The sequence below is a fragment of the Sphingobacterium wenxiniae genome, assembly GCF_900116225.1.
Classification (GTDB): domain Bacteria; phylum Bacteroidota; class Bacteroidia; order Sphingobacteriales; family Sphingobacteriaceae; genus Sphingobacterium; species Sphingobacterium wenxiniae.
In genome coordinates, this window is record NZ_FOZZ01000007.1 from 235,892 (window position 1) to 256,216 (window position 20,325).

12 protein-coding genes are annotated in these 20,325 nt (G+C 42.2%); 6 read left to right on the forward strand and 6 right to left on the reverse strand.

The genetic code is table 11. The features are described from left to right. Nucleotides 1-146: 146 nt before the first annotated feature. Both BM375_RS11195 and BM375_RS11200 read left to right on the forward strand, forming a co-directional pair. The gene (locus tag BM375_RS11195; RefSeq protein WP_093366083.1) at nucleotides 147-2,432 is read left to right on the forward strand and encodes a GH92 family glycosyl hydrolase; all 2,286 of its coding nucleotides are present in this window, start codon (nucleotides 147-149) and stop codon (nucleotides 2,430-2,432) included. Between the two features lie 71 nt (nucleotides 2,433-2,503). Further along, entirely contained in the window at nucleotides 2,504-4,873 is a 2,370-nt protein-coding gene (locus tag BM375_RS11200) for a glycoside hydrolase family 3 N-terminal domain-containing protein (RefSeq protein ID WP_093366085.1), read from the forward strand. A gap of 69 nt (nucleotides 4,874-4,942) precedes the next feature. Here BM375_RS11200 and BM375_RS11205 read toward each other — a convergent pair whose 3' ends face one another. The 5 genes from BM375_RS11205 to BM375_RS11225 all read right to left on the reverse strand — a co-directional run bounded on the left by BM375_RS11205 (nucleotide 4,943) and on the right by BM375_RS11225 (nucleotide 13,713). Then, nucleotides 4,943-5,980 (reverse strand): sialidase family protein, encoded by a 1,038-nt coding sequence (locus tag BM375_RS11205; RefSeq protein ID WP_093366087.1) that lies wholly within the window; start codon nucleotides 5,978-5,980, stop codon nucleotides 4,943-4,945. Nucleotides 5,981-5,993: 13 nt separating this feature from the next. Then, on the reverse strand, nucleotides 5,994-7,430 hold the full coding sequence (locus tag BM375_RS11210; RefSeq protein WP_093366089.1) for an alpha-L-fucosidase: 1,437 nt from the start codon (nucleotides 7,428-7,430) through the stop codon (nucleotides 5,994-5,996). Nucleotides 7,431-7,620: 190 nt separating this feature from the next. Further along, on the reverse strand, nucleotides 7,621-9,207 hold the full coding sequence (locus BM375_RS11215; protein WP_093366091.1) for a SusD/RagB family nutrient-binding outer membrane lipoprotein: 1,587 nt from the start codon (nucleotides 9,205-9,207) through the stop codon (nucleotides 7,621-7,623). 5 nt (nucleotides 9,208-9,212) lie between these two features. Next, nucleotides 9,213-12,524 carry a SusC/RagA family TonB-linked outer membrane protein gene (locus tag BM375_RS11220; protein WP_212611670.1) on the reverse strand — a complete coding sequence of 1,104 codons (3,312 nt, stop codon included), beginning with the start codon at nucleotides 12,522-12,524 and terminating at the stop codon, nucleotides 9,213-9,215. Between the two features lie 4 nt (nucleotides 12,525-12,528). After that, a complete protein-coding gene (locus BM375_RS11225) occupies nucleotides 12,529-13,713 on the reverse strand; it encodes an ROK family transcriptional regulator (RefSeq protein ID WP_093366095.1) in 1,185 nt (394 codons plus the stop codon). Nucleotides 13,714-13,961: 248 nt separating this feature from the next. Here BM375_RS11225 and BM375_RS11230 point away from each other — a divergent pair, with 248 nt between their 5' ends. Both BM375_RS11230 and rpsO read left to right on the forward strand, forming a co-directional pair. Continuing rightward, complete coding sequence (locus tag BM375_RS11230) at nucleotides 13,962-15,176, forward strand: acyltransferase family protein (protein WP_093366097.1); 1,215 nt, start codon at nucleotides 13,962-13,964, stop codon at nucleotides 15,174-15,176. A 208-nt stretch (nucleotides 15,177-15,384) separates the two neighbouring features. Further along, nucleotides 15,385-15,663 (forward strand): 30S ribosomal protein S15, encoded by a 279-nt coding sequence (gene rpsO / locus BM375_RS11235; RefSeq protein ID WP_093366099.1) that lies wholly within the window; start codon nucleotides 15,385-15,387, stop codon nucleotides 15,661-15,663. Between the two features lie 56 nt (nucleotides 15,664-15,719). Here the strand turns inward: rpsO and dacB are convergent, their stop codons facing one another. Then, complete coding sequence (gene dacB, locus BM375_RS11240; protein WP_244525883.1) at nucleotides 15,720-17,153, reverse strand: D-alanyl-D-alanine carboxypeptidase/D-alanyl-D-alanine endopeptidase; 1,434 nt, start codon at nucleotides 17,151-17,153, stop codon at nucleotides 15,720-15,722. Nucleotides 17,154-17,302: 149 nt separating this feature from the next. On the opposite strand from dacB, the gene BM375_RS11245 reads away from it, so the two are divergent. Both BM375_RS11245 and ruvA read left to right on the forward strand, forming a co-directional pair. Next, nucleotides 17,303-19,576 carry an NADP-dependent malic enzyme gene (locus tag BM375_RS11245; RefSeq protein WP_093366101.1) on the forward strand — a complete coding sequence of 758 codons (2,274 nt, stop codon included), beginning with the start codon at nucleotides 17,303-17,305 and terminating at the stop codon, nucleotides 19,574-19,576. A gap of 2 nt (nucleotides 19,577-19,578) precedes the next feature. Next, nucleotides 19,579-20,163 (forward strand): Holliday junction branch migration protein RuvA, encoded by a 585-nt coding sequence (gene ruvA, locus BM375_RS11250; protein ID WP_093366103.1) that lies wholly within the window; start codon nucleotides 19,579-19,581, stop codon nucleotides 20,161-20,163. Nucleotides 20,164-20,325 lie beyond the last annotated feature (162 nt).

Genomic DNA, 20,325 nt, shown 5'->3' on the forward strand with positions numbered 1-20,325 from the left:
ATATACGTTCTTTACGTAAACGAACAAGCGTTTGGTTTTGTAAAAAAGTTACAATGGTTCGGTTTTTTTATTGCTAAAACGTATTTTCGTAGTTGTGTTAACCAATCTTTGAGATTGTACATTTGATTTAGAATTTTTATAAGATTATGATGATAGATTTAAGGAGTTTTTCCAGCAAATTATTTGCTTACTGTAACGTGCTGATGCTATTTATATCCTGTAATATGGGTGAAAATATCGATCAGCGCCGTTTTACGGATTATGTAGATCCATACATTGGAACAGGGGGGCATGGGCATGTGTTTTTGGGCGCTAATGTTCCGTATGGTGCGGTTCAGCTTGGTCCTTCTAACCTTTCTGACGGTTGGGATTGGGTTTCCGGCTATCATATTTCAGATTCAACGATTATTGGCTTTGCCCATCAGCACCTTAGTGGTACAGGAATAGGTGACTTGGGCGATGTGGTACTGTTGCCCTTCACGGGTGATGTAACTTTCAGAAGAGGTGAGCATGGTCATGAAGATAGCGGTGCATATTCGTTGTTTAATCGGGATACGGAGCGTGTCAGACCGGGTTATTATGCTGTGCACCTGAATCGTTTTGATGTTGATGTAGAACTGACAGCAACTTCCCGTGTAGGGTTTCATAAATACAGTTATAAGGACAATGAAGTACCGAAAGTACTGATTAATCTGGATGCCGGTATTGGTTGGGAAGGCAAAAAGGAGGGACATTTGGTTGTCGAGAACGATACGGTGGTTTCGGGATATCGTTACTCTATGGGCTGGGCCAAGAACCAAAAGATTTACTTTACGGCAACATTTTCACGCCCGATAGCAGGGTATAGGCTGGCTGATAGTACCGCTGTAAAAGAAGGGAATGAGATTACTGCGCGACGGACGTATGGGGAGTTTGCTTTTGCTGCGCAGGACGAACAGGACATTCTGGTAAAAGTTGCTATTTCGCCAGTTAGTGTGGCGAATGCCAAATTGAATATGCAGGCTGAATTGCCCGGTTGGGATTTTGTACAGGTCAAAGAAGCTGCTGATTTGGCATGGAATAAGGAATTGGCAAAAGTCAACATCGAGACCTCGGATAGTATTGCTAAAAAAGTCTTCTACACGGCGCTTTATCATACGATGATTGCGCCTTCTACGTTTAGTGATGTGAATGGCGAATATATGGGAAGTGACTTTAAACCGCATAAATTAACCTCGGGCGAAAATTATACAACTTTTTCGCTTTGGGACACGTACCGTGCGGCTCATCCGTTGATGAGTATTATCCATCGGGATCGTGTGCCGGATATGATCAATAGTATGTTGCGTATTTATCAGGAGCAAGGGAAGCTTCCTGTATGGCACTTGGTGGGTAATGAGACCGATTGTATGGTGGGAAACCCGGGTATTATCGTGGTTGCCGATGCGTATCTGAAAGGTGTTGGAGGCTTTGATAAAGATTTGGCTTATGAGGCCATGAAAGTTTCTGCGATGAAGGATGACCGCGGGCTGAATTGGCACAAACAGTATGGTTATGTGCCTTATGATAAGGAAGAAGTGGAATCGGTAGCGAAAGGCTTGGAATTTGCCATTGCGGATTGGTGTCTGGCACAGGTAGCCAAACTGCGTGGCGAGCAGGAAGATTATGCGTACTTTATCAAGCGTAGCGATGCTTATCAATATTATTTCGATAAAGATTTACAGTTTTTGCGTGGGGTGGATTCGAAAGGAAATTTCAGACCGGGTGTATTTGATCCTTTCCATTCGGCACATTTGGCTAATGATTACACAGAGGGGAATGCCTGGCAGTATACCTGGCTGGTGCCACATGATGTAAATGGTTTCATGGGGCTTTTCGGCGGAGAAGATAAGTTTATTACCAAACTGGATTCTTTATTTGTGGTTGAAGGTGATCTGGGTGAGCATGCTTCGCCGGATATCAGTGGATTGATTGGTCAATATGCGCATGGAAACGAACCAAGTCATCACGTCATTTATATGTATGCATACGCCGGCCAACCTTGGAAGGTCGCTGATCGGGTTCGGGAGACCTTGGCCACGATGTACACGGACAAGCCGGATGGTTTGTCGGGCAATGAGGATGTCGGGCAGATGTCGGCATGGTATGTTTTGTCGTCATTAGGATTTTATCAGGTATCGCCTGCGGGTGGTCCGTTTATTTTCGGTAGCCCTTTGTTTGATAAGGTGACGATGACGATCGGTGAAGGCAAAACATTAGCATTGATTGCGCATAACAATAGTAAAGAGAACAAATATATACAGCAGGTACGGCTCAATGGCAAGCCTTATGTGCAGTCATACATCGCTTATGAGGATCTCATGAAGGGCGGGAAGCTGGAGTTTGATATGGGGGATAAGCCTTCGGATACTTTTGGCGTAAAAATGGAAAACAGACCGCAGTCGGTACGTTAATTATTATTTTAAAGTGAAGAAAGTTAAGGAAGTGATGGAGGTTATGAGGGTGTTTTAAAGAGTTATAGCTAATGAAGTTAAAATATATCGTGTTAGGTGGGTTGATCTGTTTAGGAACAGGTCTTCGTGCGCAGGTTTTGCCGTATAAGAATAGTCAGTTGCCTATTGAAGACAGGGTGCAGGATCTGCTTGGTCGTATGACTTTGGAGGAAAAGGTTGGACAGTTATCTAAATTGTTGGGCTGGGAGATGTATGAGAAGGATGACAAGGGCATACGGGTGAGTGAAAAGCTGAAGGATGCTGTTAAGCAACAGCATATAGGACTTTTATGGGCTACGTTACGTGCTGATCCTTGGACGCAAAAGACATTGAATAATGGTTTAAGCCCGCTGGAGGCTGCGAGGGCTACGAATGCCATTCAACGTTATATGGTGGATAGCACGCGTCTGGGCATTCCGTTGCTGTTGTCGGAAGAGGCTCCGCATGGACACATGGCGATCGGAGCTACGGTATTTCCTACGGCGATCGGTCAAGCGAGCACGTGGAACCCGAATTTAATTGAGCAGATGGCTGCTGTTATTGCACGGGAGACTTATGCGGTAGGTGGTAAGAATGGTTATGGCCCTGTATTGGATCTGGCACGGGATCCGAGGTGGTCGCGTACGGAAGAGTCTTATGGTGAGGATCCGTATTTGGTGGGCCAGATGGGCAGAGCGATGGTTCGAGGTTTTCAGGGGGATGTAGGAGCTGTGGATAAAATAATAGCTACCCTGAAACATTTTGTAGCGTATGGGGTGCCGGAGGGTGGCCATAATGGCGGTAGTGTGAGTGTGGGGGAACGGGCTTTGCTGCAAAGTTTCTTACCGCCTTTTGAGGCGGCGGTGAAAGCGGGGGCAGCATCTGTGATGACGGCTTATAATTCTATTGATGGTATTCCTTGTTCGTCGAATCCTTGGCTATTGGATGATATTTTGCGCGAGCAATGGGGCTTCAAGGGGTTTGTGGTGTCGGATCTGTTGAGTATCTCGGGCTTAAATGGTGGACATGCTACTGCGGCAACTGGTCAGGAGGCGGCAAAGCAGAGTATAGAGGCTGGGTTGGATGTGGATCTGAGTGGTTCGGGTTTTGGCAGGAATCTGTTGGATGCGGTGAAGTCCGGGCAGGTGGATATAGCTTTTGTGGATAGGGCTGTTGGGCGCTTGCTGTATCAGAAATTTGCATTGGGGCTCTTTGAACGTCCGTATGTGGATGAAAAACTGGTTGCGCATAAAGTGGCAACAGCGGAGCATGTGGCTATGGCAAGACAAGTCGCACGCGAGGCGATTGTTCTATTGAAAAATGAATCAAATGTGTTGCCGTTAAGTAAGACATTAAAGCGTGTGGCGGTGATAGGACCCAATGTGGATAATCGGTATAACCAATTGGGTGATTACACGGCTCCGCAACCGGAAGAAAAGATAAAAACAGTATTGGATGGTGTGCGTGCTGCGGTGTCTAAGGATACGTACGTGGATTACGTGAAGGGTTGTGCGATTCGTGATACAGCTGCTACGGATATAGCAGCGGCTGTAAGGGCAGCCGAAGCGGCAGATGTGGCTATCGTTGTACTAGGGGGCTCGAGTGCGCGGGATTTCAAGACTTCTTATCAGGCTACTGGAGCAGCTAATGTGGAAAGTGGAACGCCATCTGTCAGCGATATGGAGAGCGGAGAAGGTTTTGACCGCGCTACGCTGGATTTATTGGGTGATCAGCTGCCGTTATTGCAGGCGGTGGTAGCCACGGGTAAACCTGTGGTACTGGTGACAGTGATGGGACGCCCGCTGAACCTGAACTGGGCTGCGGAGCATGTTCCGGCTATTGTCAATGCATGGTATCCGGGGCAAGAGGGGGGATTGGCTATTGCAGACGTGCTGTTCGGGGATTATAACCCGGCAGGTAGGTTGCCTATTTCTATGGCTAAGTCTGTGGGACAATTGCCTGTACACTATAACCATACCAAACCGAAGCACCATGATTATATAGAGTTTGATGCGAAGCCTTTATATGCTTTTGGTCATGGGTTAAGCTATACACAGTTCGCTTATAACAATCTACAAGTGGATGTGCAGGAAGGCGACGATGATTTTGTTTGTAAGGTGCAGTTTGAGGTAAAGAATATAGGGGAAAAGGACGGAGAAGAGGTCGCGCAATTGTATATCGTGGATGAAGTAAGCAGTGTGGTTACACCGGTGAAGCAGCTGAAAGGTTTTGCTCGTGAATTCATTAAGAAAGGTGAAACGAAGGTATTCTCGTTTGAACTGACAAAAGCTGATTTAAAATTGTGGGGGACGGATCGAAAGTGGAAAACGGAGAAAGGGGGATTTAAGCTTTTGGTAGGGCCTTCTTCGGATAGTACGCCTTTATCTGACAGATTTGAATTAATGCAAGATTACAAGTTCTAAGATTGTATATTTTTGTGAAAAGCGGTGTTCCCCCGACTAAAGGAACACCGCTTTAATTATATCCTAATATTAACGTTCTCTTTGTACGACGATATGTTTCATGTTTTTACGATCGTATGTGTACGTAATATGGATGAGTCCTTTACTGTCCTGAAAGATAGTAGGATAACTGAATTCGCCTTTCTCCTGATCTTCAAGTTGCATGACGTCTATCCATTTTAATCCATCTGTAGAATAGGCCAATCTGAGCTTTGTACGGCCTTCCCACCAATCTTTGCCGGGTATATCCGGGTTGTACACGATAAGGAATATATCCCCGGAGCGTATGGCATCTGTCGCTGAATTGGGGTTGATCAGATTTGTTTTTTCCAAAGCGGTCCATGTTTTGCCCAGATCATCTGACCAAGCACTCATAACAGCACCTTCTTTACTCCTGCAGAGCACCTGCAGTCTATTGCTATCGTGAAGTAAAACGCTGGGCTGTATAACATTGTAGGGGGATTGCTGGTCTATTGGAAATACAGTCCACTCTTGTTGCTGCTTGGTTGTTTTTTCAATATGGGCCACCCACCTGTCTTCACTTAGCTCTACACTGGAGGGCGAAATAATATCGCCATTTTCCAATTGAAGGGGTTTATTTTTAATCGGTCCCAATACGTTATTCGGGAGCTTTTTAGCAATGCTCCATGTCTTTCCGCCGTCTTCTGAAGTTTTTACCATCCCCCACCACTCGCGTGGGTTTGGTCCTACTTTATAGTATAGGTATATTTTCTTTTCATTTTTGGGACGAAAGAGTACAGGATTCCAACAAGGGTGCCGCAGGGTGTCGTTTACTTGCCCATCGGCCCATACAACGGGTGGTGTCCACTGATCGCCATCAGACAAAGAACCCCAGATGACCACATCTTTATTCCCTTCGTGGGAACCGCCGAACCAGCTTGTTAATAGTGTGCCGTCTGCTGTTTCTTCGATGGTAGAGGCATGACATTGGGCAAAATACTGACCTTCTTTAAACAGGAATTCTTGTTTTAAGAGGGTAAGCGCTGGTTGTTGTGCTGATACCAGAAAGGGACATATAAGAAAAACTATATAGGAAATGTATTTCATTATCGTGCTGTATTTATTTCGATGTCAATTGCAGTACGCTGGCGTAATTAAGGTCGCTTTTAGGCGCTTTAACAGATACCGTATTGCCTGTTTTTGTCCATTTAACTTTGCCTTTGTAACCTAAGAGTTTTACATCTTTAGGGGTGAAATTTTCGGGGATAGTGAATTGAAACGCTTCGGTTTTTTGATAGTCTTTTCCTTCGGAAAGATGAAAAACGTTTAGTGTTTTATGGTCTTTGCTACGGGTGTAATAGTAATCTCCTTCGTGATAAGGTGCAACGGCACGTGTACTGTAAATGGCAGATTCGTTAATGGCTACCCATGAGGCTAATTCTTTTAAGCGGTCATAAGCTGCCTGATCAAAATCACCATTCGGCCCCGGAGCGATATTCATGAGGTAATTGCCGCCTCGGGAGATAATCTTTACCAAAGTTTCAACGATCTTCTGTGCGGACTTGTACTTATCGTTAGGGACATAGGAAAAAGAATTTCCCATGGTAATACAGCTCTCCCAAGGAATATCCAAAGGGTGCTCAGGAATGGCCTGCTCGGGTGTTACATAGTTCTCCCATTCGCCGGGTACGGTGCGGTCCACGACAATGATGCCTGGTTGGTTTCTGCGCGCCATGCTGCCTATTTTATCCATATCGATGTCCTGCTCTACCTTGATAGTGCGTTGCCATTCGACAGTTTGATCAATGGTTTTGAACGGGCGTACCCAACCGCCATCTAACCATAGAATATCGACTTTGCCGTAGTTCGAGGTTAATTCATTGAGCTGATTGTAGGTAAATGTCTTGTATTTCTCCCAACGCTCGGGATATTTTAACGGATCGTAGTTGACATTGCGGTCCTTTGGTGGAAAATATGGCCACCAATAGTATTCGGTATGCCAGTCGGGTTTGGAAAAATAGGCGCCGATTTTAAATCCTTCGCTACGGAAAGTGGAGAAGATCTCTTTGGTGACATCAGCTTTTGGATTTTTAGAAAATGGGGTGTTTGGCGAGGTGATTTTGTAATCGGACTCTTTGGTGTCGAACATCGCAAAACCGTCGTGGTGCTTGGTCGTGAATACGACATATTTCATTCCTGCGGCTTTTGCGGCATCAGCCCATTTTTGCGGATTGAAATCTGTGGGGTTGAAAGTTTTTTGGAGGTTCTCGTAATTTTTTACATACTCAAAGTAGGTTTCGCCATGTTCGGGTTTGCGCTGTGTCCAACCTTCGTCTTCGGGACACAGGCTCCAGCTTTCGACAATACCCCATTGGCTGTAGGTGCCCCAGTGCATAAATAGTCCGAACTTCATGTCTTGCCAGGTTTCCAGGTTTTCCAAGACTTGCGGATCGGTGGGTTTTTGATAACCGGCGGATACGTTATGTTCTTGGGCCGAGGTTGTAAGTGTTGTTGCGGAGAGCACTATGGCTAAGATTTTTTTGTAAAAAGACTGCATGAGATTGAATTAATGTTGTGCATTAAAGATACGTATTTTAATGCATTTGCTTATGATGAGAGCAACTAAAATGTTAAAGTAAATGGATAAATAAAACCCCGAATTCATCTGAGAATTCGGGGTTTTATATTTAGTAAAGTCGTTTATAGAAATTAATCACAACAACTTTTTCAAAGTGAATAAATCACTTTTAGTTTACGTCCCAGAACAATTTTGTATTGACATTATCTTGATCTTTTACTGTGTTGTAGTTTTCAAGATTGTAGGCCTGCTCTGACTGTGGTAAATTCCATTTAACAGGAACTTCCTTTTGTATATCAGAATTTTCTACCCGGAATGCGAAAGTCGGATAATTTAACCGTCTAACTTCGGACCAGTTTTCTACAGATTGAATGATGTTTAAATGTAACCATTTTTGTGTAGCTATTAATTCAATATTATTCGTACCCCAACCAATATTTGTAATGTACGTATTGATTGCTGCTGTAGTTGGAGCAGCTGGTGCCGGAATTAAACTGTTATTACTAACTGCTCTTAACCGTTGTTGAAAATCGATAGACTCTTTAATCCCATTTTCAAAACTTGTCTTCGCACTACCTGTATTTCCAGTGCGTGATTGATATTCTGCGATCAAGAAATTTACTTCTGAGGCTGTTACTAAAACCCCAGGGAAGTTGTGATTTCTGGAATACGTTGACCTGTTATATATTGCGATAGTACTTGGATTTGCGGGTGTTCCTGCAATAAGTGTAGCTTGAACAGCTCCTGTCAATGACTGATCTAAACCGACAAATTCACCTTCAGCTCCTTGTCCTGGTTCAAACATAAATGGTAGTCTTGGGTCGGCATTGGACACCATGTGATCAATCATGTTTTTACCTGCGATATTGTTATTCCAGCTTTCGATAGCATCTTGAAAATCACGCGAATGGATATCTGAAGTGTTATTGAAGATGTCCAATTGGATATTTTCATCATTCACAAGTACCAATGGGTACGTGCTTTGGTTGTTGATAATTTCTCCGATTTCCTGTGAAGCGGTAGAAAATGCTGGGCTTTGGCTAACTCTTGTTAACATGCGCAGGCGTAAAGAATTACAATACCTTTTCCATAAATCTAAAGAACCTGAGTTTATCAAATCTTGTGTTCTAAAAGATTGCGTTACCGTAGTTGGTATGGTCATTGCATTCAATTCTGCACTTATTGCTTTAAGATCTGCAAGCATAACAGCATAGATGTCCTGTGCTTTATCGTATTTAGCATAGGAAACGGCATAGTCACCGCCATTTGTGCTAAGTTTGCCTGCTTCAGACCAAGGGATATCACCATGTAAATCGACTTGCTGTTGTGTCTGATCATAGAAAAAGATTTTTGCCGCTAAGTAGAAAATCTTTTTTTCTGTTTTTTCAGCTTCCGGAACGGCATTATACACTTTTTCTAACTCTCTAAATTGTGCTAAACCTTGGTAATATCTATCCCATCGGTCTGCTATTGCAGCCATTCCAGGGGTCAATTGGTTTGCACCATTAGACCAACCAATTGTCTGTATGTACCGATGTATTGTCGGTGCTAACGTTACAAAATAATTACGATAGGTAGGAACGACAAATTCACGAAAATTATATTGCAAACCTGCAAATTGTTTTTCAATTGTTGTTTCCGTTACTTTTGATGGGTCTCTATAAACTTCATCAAAAGAATCCATTTTACAGGATGTTATAGTAGTAAGTGAAGTGGTAAACAAACCAGCAATCACAAGATATTTGTTGATTTTCATATTTCTTAGAAACTTGCACGTAACATTAAACCATATGTTCTTGTTGCGGGTGATGTACCTGCATTAGAAACATTATTAATCCAGTTAGATCCTCCTGTCATTTGCTCAGGATCTAAATCTTTAAGACTTCTATAGATGAAGAATAAGTTTCTTCCAAAAGCTGAAATTTGAACGTTTTTAGCTTTTAATTTTGCTGCTACTGCAGATGGTAATCTATAGCCTAATGATAACTCACGCAATTTAATATAGTTGTTCTTTTGAACATATAAGCCATAGTTAGAATTGCTATATTGCGGACCTCCCCAGTTATAGGTTTGTGCGTAATAGTAAGCTTGTGAGATAACATTCGAGTTTGCTGTTCCATCTGCTAAAACGCCTTCCATTAACATCCCGTCGTGGAACATTTTTTCACCATTTGGACCAGCTGTTCCGCTATGAGCAATACCTTTTCCGCCGGATAAATAGTAGCTAATACCACCATGCTCGGCATCCATTGCATTTAAGCTTTCTTCTGTTAAACCTCTACTTGTCATCCAGTTGATACCAGTCGGCATCGCATGACCTCCCCAACGAAAATCGATTAATGCATCTAAGGTGAAGTTTTTATAAGTGAATGTATTAATAAATCCACCAACTGCTTTCGGCATAGCATTTCCTGCTTTTACCCAAGCGTTTTCATCCAGTTGATAAAGACCATTAGCTTGAACGACCCTGTTGCCGTTATTATCTGTTACATAAGGGTGTACCATGATATCTCCCATTGGCTGACCGACTTTGGAAACCAATTGTGCAGCAGCACCATCATAATCTCTATGTAGAAGTTCTGTAGCTCCACCAGGTAAAGCCTCAACGATGTTCTTATTCATTGAAAAATTCAATGTAGAGTTCCAACGGAAGTTTTCGTGTTGAATTGGTGTTCCGTTGATGGCGAATTCCCAACCTTTATTTCTTAATGTACCAACATTGGCAAGGATAGATGATGATCCCATTGACATAGGTAGGGAGTAATTTAATATCTGGTCAACAATTTTACCATTATAATACGTTACATCTAAACCTAATCTACCATTAAGCATTCTGGTCTCCAAACCAAACTCTACCTCATGTTTTGTTTCCGGTTTGATCTTTTCATTTCCGAAGCTTGAAGTAGGAATGTTTGTATATAGTACAGCTGTACCTGATCCTTGATTCCCCAATGTAGCCTGAGAGTAGTTTAAAGCACTTTGATAGATGCCAGGATAATTACCTACGATACCCCATGATCCTCTTAATTTTGCATAATTGAAAATTGAAGATAAGTCAAATGCTTCTGAGAGAATTAAACTGGAGTTAACAGATGGGTAATAAAGAACATTGTTATCCGGATGCATCTGCGAGATACGCTCTCTTCTCAATGTACCTTCTACAAACCAGTAATCTTTCAGGTTAAAGTTTAAAGTTCCAAATACAGCATCACGCAATGAATTTAACTTTGTATTGGTTGTTCTCGCTTGATTTACTGATGCATTGATATCAAACCAGTTTCTTACACTAAGACCTCCATCTGTGTAACTTGTCATGTTGGTTGTTTGCGATTTTGTAGCGGTATAACCAGCCATAGCACCTAACTTAATGTCAGATGTAACCTGTTTGCTGTATGAGGCTAATAAATCTGTGTAATAGATGTTGGCATTTTGATTAGTCAGTGCATAATAACCAGTGTTCTCGAATGCGATAGGCCGTTCATTTGGTTGCTTATCGTCGATTTTATTATTAGTCATATCTGCAGAGAATCGACCACGAACAGAGAAATCTTCTGTTATCTGCCAAGTATTGGTAAATGAGCTAATTAGTCGGTTGGAGTACTCATCGTAATTTCTGGCTTTAACATTCCAAAAATAATCTAAGATGTCTGTTTTGTAGCCGTTGTATACCAAGTTTTCCTCTGGAGTAAGACTCTGATTAGAACCTGTCACGTATTTGTACCCTAAGCTTGTTTGATAACGATTTAGATACCACTCCGGATTATCCCATGTTGAAATCATACCCGCAAAGTTATTGATAAGACGATCTGTTAAGAAAGGTCTGTTGTGTGTATGCTGATTGATATAATTCACAACTACATCTGTAGTGAAATTGTTCCAGAGTTTAAACGTACTGTTTAAGTTTGCGATGTTTTTCTTGTTGTATGAGTCAAGAGCAGTCATCTGGTTATCTTGACGTGTTAATGAAAAACGAATATTAGAACTTTCAGATGTATGCCCTAAGCCAAAGTTGAATATGGTGTTATTAGGGTTGTTGAATAGTTTGTGGTAAGAGTTTTGTGCTTCATACGGTCTTACCTGGCCATCCCATGCGATAGTTGGCTGACCATCAAATTTTGGACCAAAGTTAATTGTAGCAGGTAGAACTCCTCTTGTTACTCCGTTTACAGCGCGTGATTGGTCGTAATAGAAAAACATATCCTCTGCCTGACCACCGTCTGCATATTCGATGCTATACCCTGGACCTCTTACATCTTGGAATCTTGGCAAATAGGCGATTTTGTCATGTGTATAGGTTGCATTGAAATCAACAGAAAAGCCTTTGCCTCCTTTGCCGGATTTTGTGGTTACTAATACCACACCATTCATCGCTTCTGAACCGTATAGGGCAGCCGCCGATGCACCTTTTAAAACAGAGATGGACTCGATATCCTCAGGGTTCAAGTCTTCCAATCCATTACCTCTGGCACGCTGATCACCCCAGTAGTCGGAGTTGTTAAAAGAAGTTTGACGCATAGGCACACCATCGATAATCACCAATGGCTGCGAATTCCCTGTGATAGAGTTCGTACCACGGATATTGATGTTAATACCTGAGGTCGCTCCACCTGGCGCTGCAGAGATGCGTACGCCCGGTGCTTTACCATAAAGGGCCCCGGCAAAGTTCGGTGAACCTGTTTTTGTTAGCTCTTCTCCCCCAACAGTACTCATCGCATAACCCAACTCTTTAGGAGCACGCTTAATCCCCATAGCCGTTACAACTACTTCATCCAATGCGGCAGCATCTTCTTGTAGCGTCACGTTCAAGGTTGTACCTGAGACAGTAAGTTCACGAGTAACATAGCCAATGTTTGTGAATCTTAAAGTTGTTCCATTATTGGCCTGAATGGAATAACGACCGTTTGCATCGGTCTGTGCGGCGTTGGATGTTCCAACAGCCGAAACGGTTACGCCGGCAAGCGCTCCGTTAGCATCTGATACTGTTCCAGTAACAGTCTGCTGTGCAAATAACGTTGTTATGCTGAGTAGCATAATGAACGTTAAACTGCAACATTGTTTGTAAAATTTGCTCATAGTTTTACGTGTTAATTGTTTGTTTTTGTGTAGTCCATTGCATCTGCTGTACCGCGATACAGGTCGATGCGAGTAATTGAATGTTTCTGATTTGTGATATTTGTATATTGGTATGTTTTGATAAGCGTGGTATGCAGTACTCCTGGATAGAAGACTGTATCTGCGGTAAAAGTATGTCACCAAAACTTGCCCCTCTTCCACTAACGACTATGGTGTCCGGATTGAGAATATGAATCAACGTAGCGATACCTTTCCCAAGCATGTGTGCAATCTTTTTAAGTGAAATAATAGTTACTTGGTCACCTTTCTGATAAGCATCATAAACATTTTCGAAACTTATTTTTTTGTGACGTTCATAGACTTTTTCTAAGGAAGAACGTTGATCTTTTTCCAAAGATTCTACGATATACTCCATCGCACAAAGTAGCGAAGCTTCAACTTCCAAGCAACCTTTTTTACCACACGAGCAAAGCTTGTTTTCATTGGCTAACGGGATATGGCTAAATTCACCGGCAAAACCACTATGTCCTCTAAAAAGTTGATGTTGCACAATAATCCCCAAACCAACACCCCAATTTAAATTGATAACCAAAGCATCAGCCACATCTTGAATAAGACCAAAGTTCTTTTCAGCTATGGCAATAGCAGACGAATCATTTTCTATATAGGTCTGTATACCAAAATGTGTTTGTATGCGCTCACGAAGGGCATAGAGCGAGGATTGAGCAGAGAATGAAGTGTTGATTCCTTTTCCCGAATCCACAAATCCCGGCATAGTAATGCCAATGCTTAATATATTTTGCTGAGGCAGAGTGTCGATACAATTCGTAAGAATCGCTAAGATTTTATCGTATACATCTGCACCTTCCCAAAGGTGTATGTTTATCGATTGTGCTGGAAGCAGGGGCTGGTTATCTAATCTAAAAACGGTTGAGGTTATAGAATATTGGTCTATAGCCAATGCAATCACATAACCATGTTTTTCTACGTTAAGGCTAAAGCTTGCCGCTCTCCGCCCTCCTGTGGACGCACGTAATCCACTATTTATAATCTGTTCCTCCGCCAACAATTCATTGATGACCCGTGTAACCAATGGCACACTCTTGCCAGTCCGTTCACTGATTTCTGCAATCGATTGAGCGGGGGAAAAATATAAGGTTCGTAATATGGATAACTTCAGGGTCTGCAATGTGTTATGCTTTTGTTAATTTTTTATAAATGTATGGTTAAAAAACGTTAACATCCAAATTCTTTTTAATTTTTTTAATAAGTATCGCGTTGTTTTTGGTTTCACAGACTAAAACAATCTATTGGTTTATAACAAACCTGTGGTAGATCTGTCAGATTATTCACCAAAACATTTATAAAAATTGCCTGAGCAAGGCAATTTTTATAGTTTAGCTCTTTCAATTATCATATTATAAATCTTAATCAATAATGACAAAACAGCGCTATTATTCGTTGGATGTATTTAGAGGGGCTACGGTAGCTTTGATGATTCTAGTCAATAATCCTGGCACTTGGGCACACATGTTCGCGCCATTGCAACATGCTCCTTGGCACGGCTGTACTCCTACGGATCTTGTTTTCCCGTTCTTTTTATTTGCGGTAGGTAATGCCATGGCATTCGTTATGCCCCGTTTGCAAGAAGCGGGTAGCACGGTATTTTGGAAAAAGGTTATTAAGCGAACAGTACTAATCTTTGCCATAGGTCTATTTCTGAACTGGTGGCCTTTTGTGCAATGGTCTGGGGATAGCCTTCAATTTAGAGAATGGGTAAGTTCGGATAATCCAGAGCGTGGTGTACGCCTCTTTGGTGTATTACAGCGTATTGCCATTGCTTATTTCTTTGCCTCAGTTTTAGCCTATTTCTTCAAACCAAAAAGCTTAATTTATATTTCTGGAGTTCTTTTAGTGGGGTATTGGGGACTTTGTGCTTTTTTAGGTTCAAACGACCCTTATTCTTTAGAAGGATGGTTCGGAACAGCTATCGATAAGCAGATTATAGGTACGGCACATATGTATAGAGGAGAAGGAATACCATTTGATCCTGAGGGGATAATGAGTACACTCCCAGCGATTGTTCAGGTTGTATTTGGTTATCTGGTAGGTCTATTCATTCGCCAACAAGGAAGTGTGGACTGGCTTTGGACACACGTTTCTGAGACCCGTGAACCACATTTTAAATTACTATCAGGGGTAATGGTCACTGGATTTATACTTTTGGTGTTGGGTTGGATCTGGTCACTGGGCTTTCCCATCAACAAAAAAATATGGACAAGTTCTTACGTACTTTATACGACAGGATTAGGTATCCTAACTTTGGGGTCGATGATCTGGTTTATCGAAGTCCAAAATGTAAAAAATGGTGTAACGAAGTTTTTTGACGTTTTTGGAAAAAATCCACTCTTTATCTTTGTCCTGAGCGGATTGCTGCCTCGTTTTTTGGGGCTATTCCGTATTTCAGATGGTTCTTCAGAGGACGGAACACCCAGATATTTGACTGCGTTATCCTGGTTCTATAAATATGTTTGCGCCAAAGTACCAGGTTCACCTGAAATCGGATCATTCGTCTATTCTCTGTGTTTCTTAACACTGATGTGGGCAATTGTATACTGGATGGACAAGAAGAGGGTGTATGTGAAAGTGTAGTATTGGGTAGTGAGTATTGAGATGTGCGTAGTGAGATATGCGTATGGAGAATGTTGGGTAAGTGTGGGATTTGAGTATTGGGTATTGAGATGTGCGTATTGAGACTGTCCTGCAAAATGTCAAGTCATTTTAATTTTTAATTTTCACTTTTTAATTTGTACTTTTGCACGCAATTAAATAATTTTTAACGCTTTAATATTATTCCAGAATGTATTTAAGTAAAGAGTACAAAGCTGATATCTTCGCAGAATTTGCAGGTGCGGCAACAAACACAGGTTCTACAGAAGGACAAGTGGCTTTATTCACTAAAAGAATTGCTCACTTAACTGAGCATTTGAAAAAAAACAGAAAAGATTTTAACACACAACGTTCTCTACAGATTTTAGTAGGTAAACGTCGTTCTTTGTTAGCTTATTTGTATAAAAAAGATATCGAGAGATACCGTGCTATCATCAAAGCATTGGGTCTTCGTGACATCATCAAATAATCTTTTAGGAAAGAAATTGGAAGCCATCCCGATATATCGGGATGGCTTTTTTATTGTCACTTCAAGCTATTCAACAATTTAAACATCTCCTGCCGCATAGCGGTAGCACCTCCCATATAGTTGTTCACTAATAAGCTGAATGTAAATTTCTGCCCGGCACTATTCATTTGATAACCGGTATAGCCTAGAACGCCACCAATCGTTCCGCTTTTCATAGTCATTTGATTAATGGTAGGCAAGCTTTTTTCAAAAGCTGCAAACCAAGGTCTATCTTGTGCATAATTCATGATTTTTGCCATTGCCTTACTCGTGATACGATTTTGCGGAGAAAGACCAGAACCGTCTTTGATATTCAGCTCACTGGTTGGAATCTGTAACTTTTGTTCCCAATATTTAGCCAAAAGACCTGCTGCTTCATCGGTATTAGGTTTATTTCCACTTATCAGTCCTATGCTTTTCAGAAGTGCCTCACCATAAAGGTTAATACTTTTCTGGTTAAACCAATGAACAATATCTTTCAAAGGTGGTGATTGATGCACATCCAGTTCCTTGTTGCCTTGTGGCAAAGCCACTCCTTCATTCAACAAACGTTTGCCCGTAGTAATGGTGCACAGGCTATCCTCTACCCCAATCTCATTGCTACGCAAAGCTTCTTTCAATTGATAAGCCAAGTCCAACGCAGGATCCGGAACCGAAATTTCAATAGTCTTCTTCAGATCTTTACCATGGCTACCACGTAAATAAATTATATTGGAATAGGGTGCAGAATATGCATACACATTATCGCCTGTACCGTTCGCACCTGTAAGCACTTCATTAATGATTTGGACAGTAGAATCCAACACATGTGTGAATTTTGCAATAGGTGTAGGTTTCCCGATCGCAGCAGGCGCGAAAACAACCCCCAATTTATTCTCCCGCCAATTCAGTCCCGATATACCGGCACCATAATAATTCCCCATATCTCCCCAGTTCCAACCAGCAGGCATATCGATACCATTGTAGAATGTGTCATCACCTATAATACGTCCTTCAATCCCTGTAATTCCTGCGTTTCTAATACCATACACCCACTTGTTGAGCAAGGTTTCTTCATTACTTTCTGCATATCGATCACTGCCCAGAGTTGGGTCCCCTGTTCCTTGCACAATAATATCGCCATGTAAAACCCCTAAACTGTCAATCTCACCATTGTAATATAAATGCGTTTTGTACGTATAATCAGCACCCAAAATATCCAGTGCCGTAATCGCTGTAATAACCTTCAATGTAGAAGCCGTTGGCAATCCCAAAGAACCGTTTTTATCCAAAATAACCTGCCCGGTCTTGCCATCTAATACTGTAAACGCCGCAATGCCATTCGGTAATTTTCCACTGTTAAGAAATTGCTGATAAGCTTTATCCAGTTTGTTTTTTATCTCTTGTGCCTGCACCCCCAACGACAAAACTATTGAGAGCATACACAGTAAAGCAATTATAGGTTTCTTCATCTTCTTTATGTTTGCTATTCAACAAACTTAGAGAAATTTAGTTTTACAGACAACGGGTAAGTTATGGCAAATAATCTGCAAAAATTCGCAAATCTACTTTTGAAATTTTAGCTTTGTAGCGGAATATACAATTCATAATAGTCAATATAATGAGTAACAATAGAAAAAAAGATGCGTTGGATTACCATGCGATGGGCAGACCTGGCAAGATTGAGGTCATTCCAACTAAGCCGCACCATTCGCAAAGAGATTTATCCCTGGCATATTCACCGGGCGTAGCAGAGCCTTGTTTGGCTATTGCCGAAAATAGTGAAGATGCCTACAAATACACTTCCAAAGGAAACCTTGTAGCTGTTATCAGTAATGGTACAGCTGTCTTAGGATTGGGGGATATCGGTGCTCAGGCTGGAAAACCTGTCATGGAAGGGAAAGGTCTCCTTTTCAAGATTTTTGCTGATATTGATGTATTTGACATTGAATTGGACACCAAAAATGTCGATGAGTTTGTAAATATCGTCAAAGCCCTGGAACCGACTTTCGGTGGGGTGAATCTAGAAGACATCAAAGCTCCGGAATGTTTTGAAATCGAACGCCGCCTAAAAGAAGAGATGAACATCCCTGTGATGCACGACGATCAACACGGCACAGCCATTATCTCTGGTGCAGCACTTATGAATGCTTGCGAGCTGATAGGCAAAGATATCAGCGCGGTGAAAATCGTTGTAAACGGAGCCGGTGCTGCCGCGATTTCCTGTACTTCTATGTACATTGCTGTCGGTGCGAAAAAAGAGAATATTGTGATGCTTGACAGTAAAGGCGTTATTCGCTCAGACCGCGAAAATTTAGACCCTACAAAAGCACAATTTGCGACTAATCGTGACTTATATACATTAGCCGATGCAGTCAATGGAGCAGATGTATTCATTGGTTTATCCGCTGCAGATGTATTGACACCAGAAATGTTATTGACCATGAATGCACAGCCAATCGTATTGGCCATGGCAAACCCAAATCCTGAAATCGCTTACGATCTTGCTGTAGCTACGCGTAACGATGTGATTATGGGAACTGGAAGGTCGGATTATCCGAATCAGGTAAACAATGTATTGGGTTTCCCTTACATTTTCCGTGGTGCTTTGGACGTACGCGCGACCGGTATCAACGAAGAGATGAAAATCGCTGCTGTACGCTCAATCGCAGCCTTAGCCAAAGAGCCTGTACCGGAAGAAGTAAACCAAGCTTACGATACCAGCAACTTAAAATTTGGCGCCGAATACATCATTCCAAAGCCTACCGATCCTCGTTTGATTACGGAGGTAGCCGTAGCCGTAGCTAAAGCAGCTATAGCATCTGGGGTTGCACGCAAAGAGATCGAAGACTGGGAGGGATATAAAGACGAGTTGCGCAAACGTCTTGGTAAAGACGATGGCATCATGCGTAACCTGACGACAAAAGCGAAGAAAGATCCTAAACGTGTAATCTTTGCTGAAGCAGACAACTATAAAACCTTACGTGCCGCTCAGATTGTCCTTGAAGAGAAAATTGCTCATCCAATTTTATTGGGTAATAGGCAAAAGATTGAAGACTTAATCCGTGAGTATGATTTTGATTTGCAAGGTGTACAAATCATTGACCCGTTGGAAGAAGTGGATTCTGAGCGCTTCAATACCTATGCGGCTCATCTATACAAGAAGAGACAGCGTCGTGGTATTTCAGAGTATGATGCACGCAAGTTGATGACCAACCGTAACTACTTTGCGGCCAGCATGGTAGAATTTGGCGAAGCCGATACTTTGATTTCAGGTTTAACCAAGAACTACGGTACGACCATCAAACCAGCTCTTCAGGTAATCGGAGCAAAACCAGGGAGTCGTGTCGCAGGTATGTACATGATGCTGACAGAAAAAGGCCCGATTTTCTTTGGAGACACAACCGTCAATGAAAACCCTACGCCGGAGGAACTTTCCGACATCACCATATTATTGAATGAGGCGATCAAACGCTTTAACGTTACACCAAGAATCGCTTTACTTTCTTATTCTAACTTCGGTTCTAGCGAAGGAAAAGTAGCGGCTAAGATGCGGGAAACTGCCAAAATCCTACGGGAGAAAGCCCCAGATATTATCGTTGATGGTGACGTTCAAGCTAACTTTGCACTCAACAGCAAGATGTTAAAGGACAATTTTCCTTTCAGCTGCCTGAATGGTGAACCTGCAAACACGTTGGTATTCCCCAATCTGGAATCCGGCAACATTGCATATAAGCTGTTGCAGGAAGTTGGAAATGCAGAAGCCGTTGGCCCTATCCTATTGGGCATGAACAAACCTGTGCACGTATTGCAACTCGACAGCTCAGTTCGGGAGATTGTCAATATGGTGACCATCGCCGTAGTCGATGTGCAAGAACACGAAAAAAGAGGGTAGACATGTACGACTATTTCAACGGAAAACTAGTATTTAAAGCCCCCACCCATGTTATTTTAGACGTGGGTGGGATAGGTTATCACATCCATATCTCCCTGACAACTTATAGCCAGATCAAAGATCAGGAAAATTGCAAACTTTACGTTTCGTTTCAGGTACGCGAGGATTCACAGACACTCTATGGTTTCGCTACGGAAGGTGAAAGACAACTTTTTAACCATTTGATTTCTGTATCGGGCATAGGTCCAAATACTGGCCGAATGATGCTTTCGTCCATCACACCCGAAGAAATACAATCCGCCATCATTAATGGACAAGTACAGGTTATCCAAAAAATCAAGGGTATCGGTCCTAAATCCGCTCAACGAGTCATCTTGGAGTTGCAGGACAAGCTCAAAAAACAAGGTCCTGACGCTTTAATTCCGCTTCCTATAGCACAACAATCTGTGCCAGAAGAAGCCCTCTCTGCCCTTGTCATGTTGGGTTTCGGCAAGCCACAGGCTGAAAAGGTATTGAACAGCTTAGTGACAGCCGATCCGGAGCAATCTGTCGAACAACTGATCAAGGCTGCGTTGAAACGATTATAGCATCTTGTATGTGACTCTTCGTTTTATCACCTTAAGCGTGTTAATATCGCTCTTCGACTGGTTCAGAGTGACATTAACACGCTTTTTATAATACACAGCCATTACGAATAGATGCTTACTTCAGGTCAGCCTACCAGAAATATTAACCCACACAACATAGAA

What these genes read in the sequence shown, in the direction of transcription:
- BM375_RS11195 (WP_093366083.1), top strand. Translation starts at nt 147, where the DNA reads ATGATGATAGATTTAAGGAGTTTTTCCAGCAAATTATTTGCTTACTGT.
- BM375_RS11200 (WP_093366085.1), top strand. Translation starts at nt 2,504, where the DNA reads ATGAAGTTAAAATATATCGTGTTAGGTGGGTTGATCTGTTTAGGAACA.
- BM375_RS11205 (WP_093366087.1), bottom strand. Translation starts at nt 5,980, where the DNA reads ATGAAATACATTTCCTATATAGTTTTTCTTATATGTCCCTTTCTGGTA.
- BM375_RS11210 (WP_093366089.1), bottom strand. Translation starts at nt 7,430, where the DNA reads ATGCAGTCTTTTTACAAAAAAATCTTAGCCATAGTGCTCTCCGCAACA.
- BM375_RS11215 (WP_093366091.1), bottom strand. Translation starts at nt 9,207, where the DNA reads ATGAAAATCAACAAATATCTTGTGATTGCTGGTTTGTTTACCACTTCA.
- BM375_RS11220 (WP_212611670.1), bottom strand. Translation starts at nt 12,524, where the DNA reads ATGAGCAAATTTTACAAACAATGTTGCAGTTTAACGTTCATTATGCTA.
- BM375_RS11230 (WP_093366097.1), top strand. Translation starts at nt 13,962, where the DNA reads ATGACAAAACAGCGCTATTATTCGTTGGATGTATTTAGAGGGGCTACG.
- rpsO (WP_093366099.1), top strand. Translation starts at nt 15,385, where the DNA reads ATGTATTTAAGTAAAGAGTACAAAGCTGATATCTTCGCAGAATTTGCA.
- dacB (WP_244525883.1), bottom strand. Translation starts at nt 17,153, where the DNA reads ATGAAGAAACCTATAATTGCTTTACTGTGTATGCTCTCAATAGTTTTG.
- BM375_RS11245 (WP_093366101.1), top strand. Translation starts at nt 17,303, where the DNA reads ATGAGTAACAATAGAAAAAAAGATGCGTTGGATTACCATGCGATGGGC.
- ruvA (WP_093366103.1), top strand. Translation starts at nt 19,579, where the DNA reads ATGTACGACTATTTCAACGGAAAACTAGTATTTAAAGCCCCCACCCAT.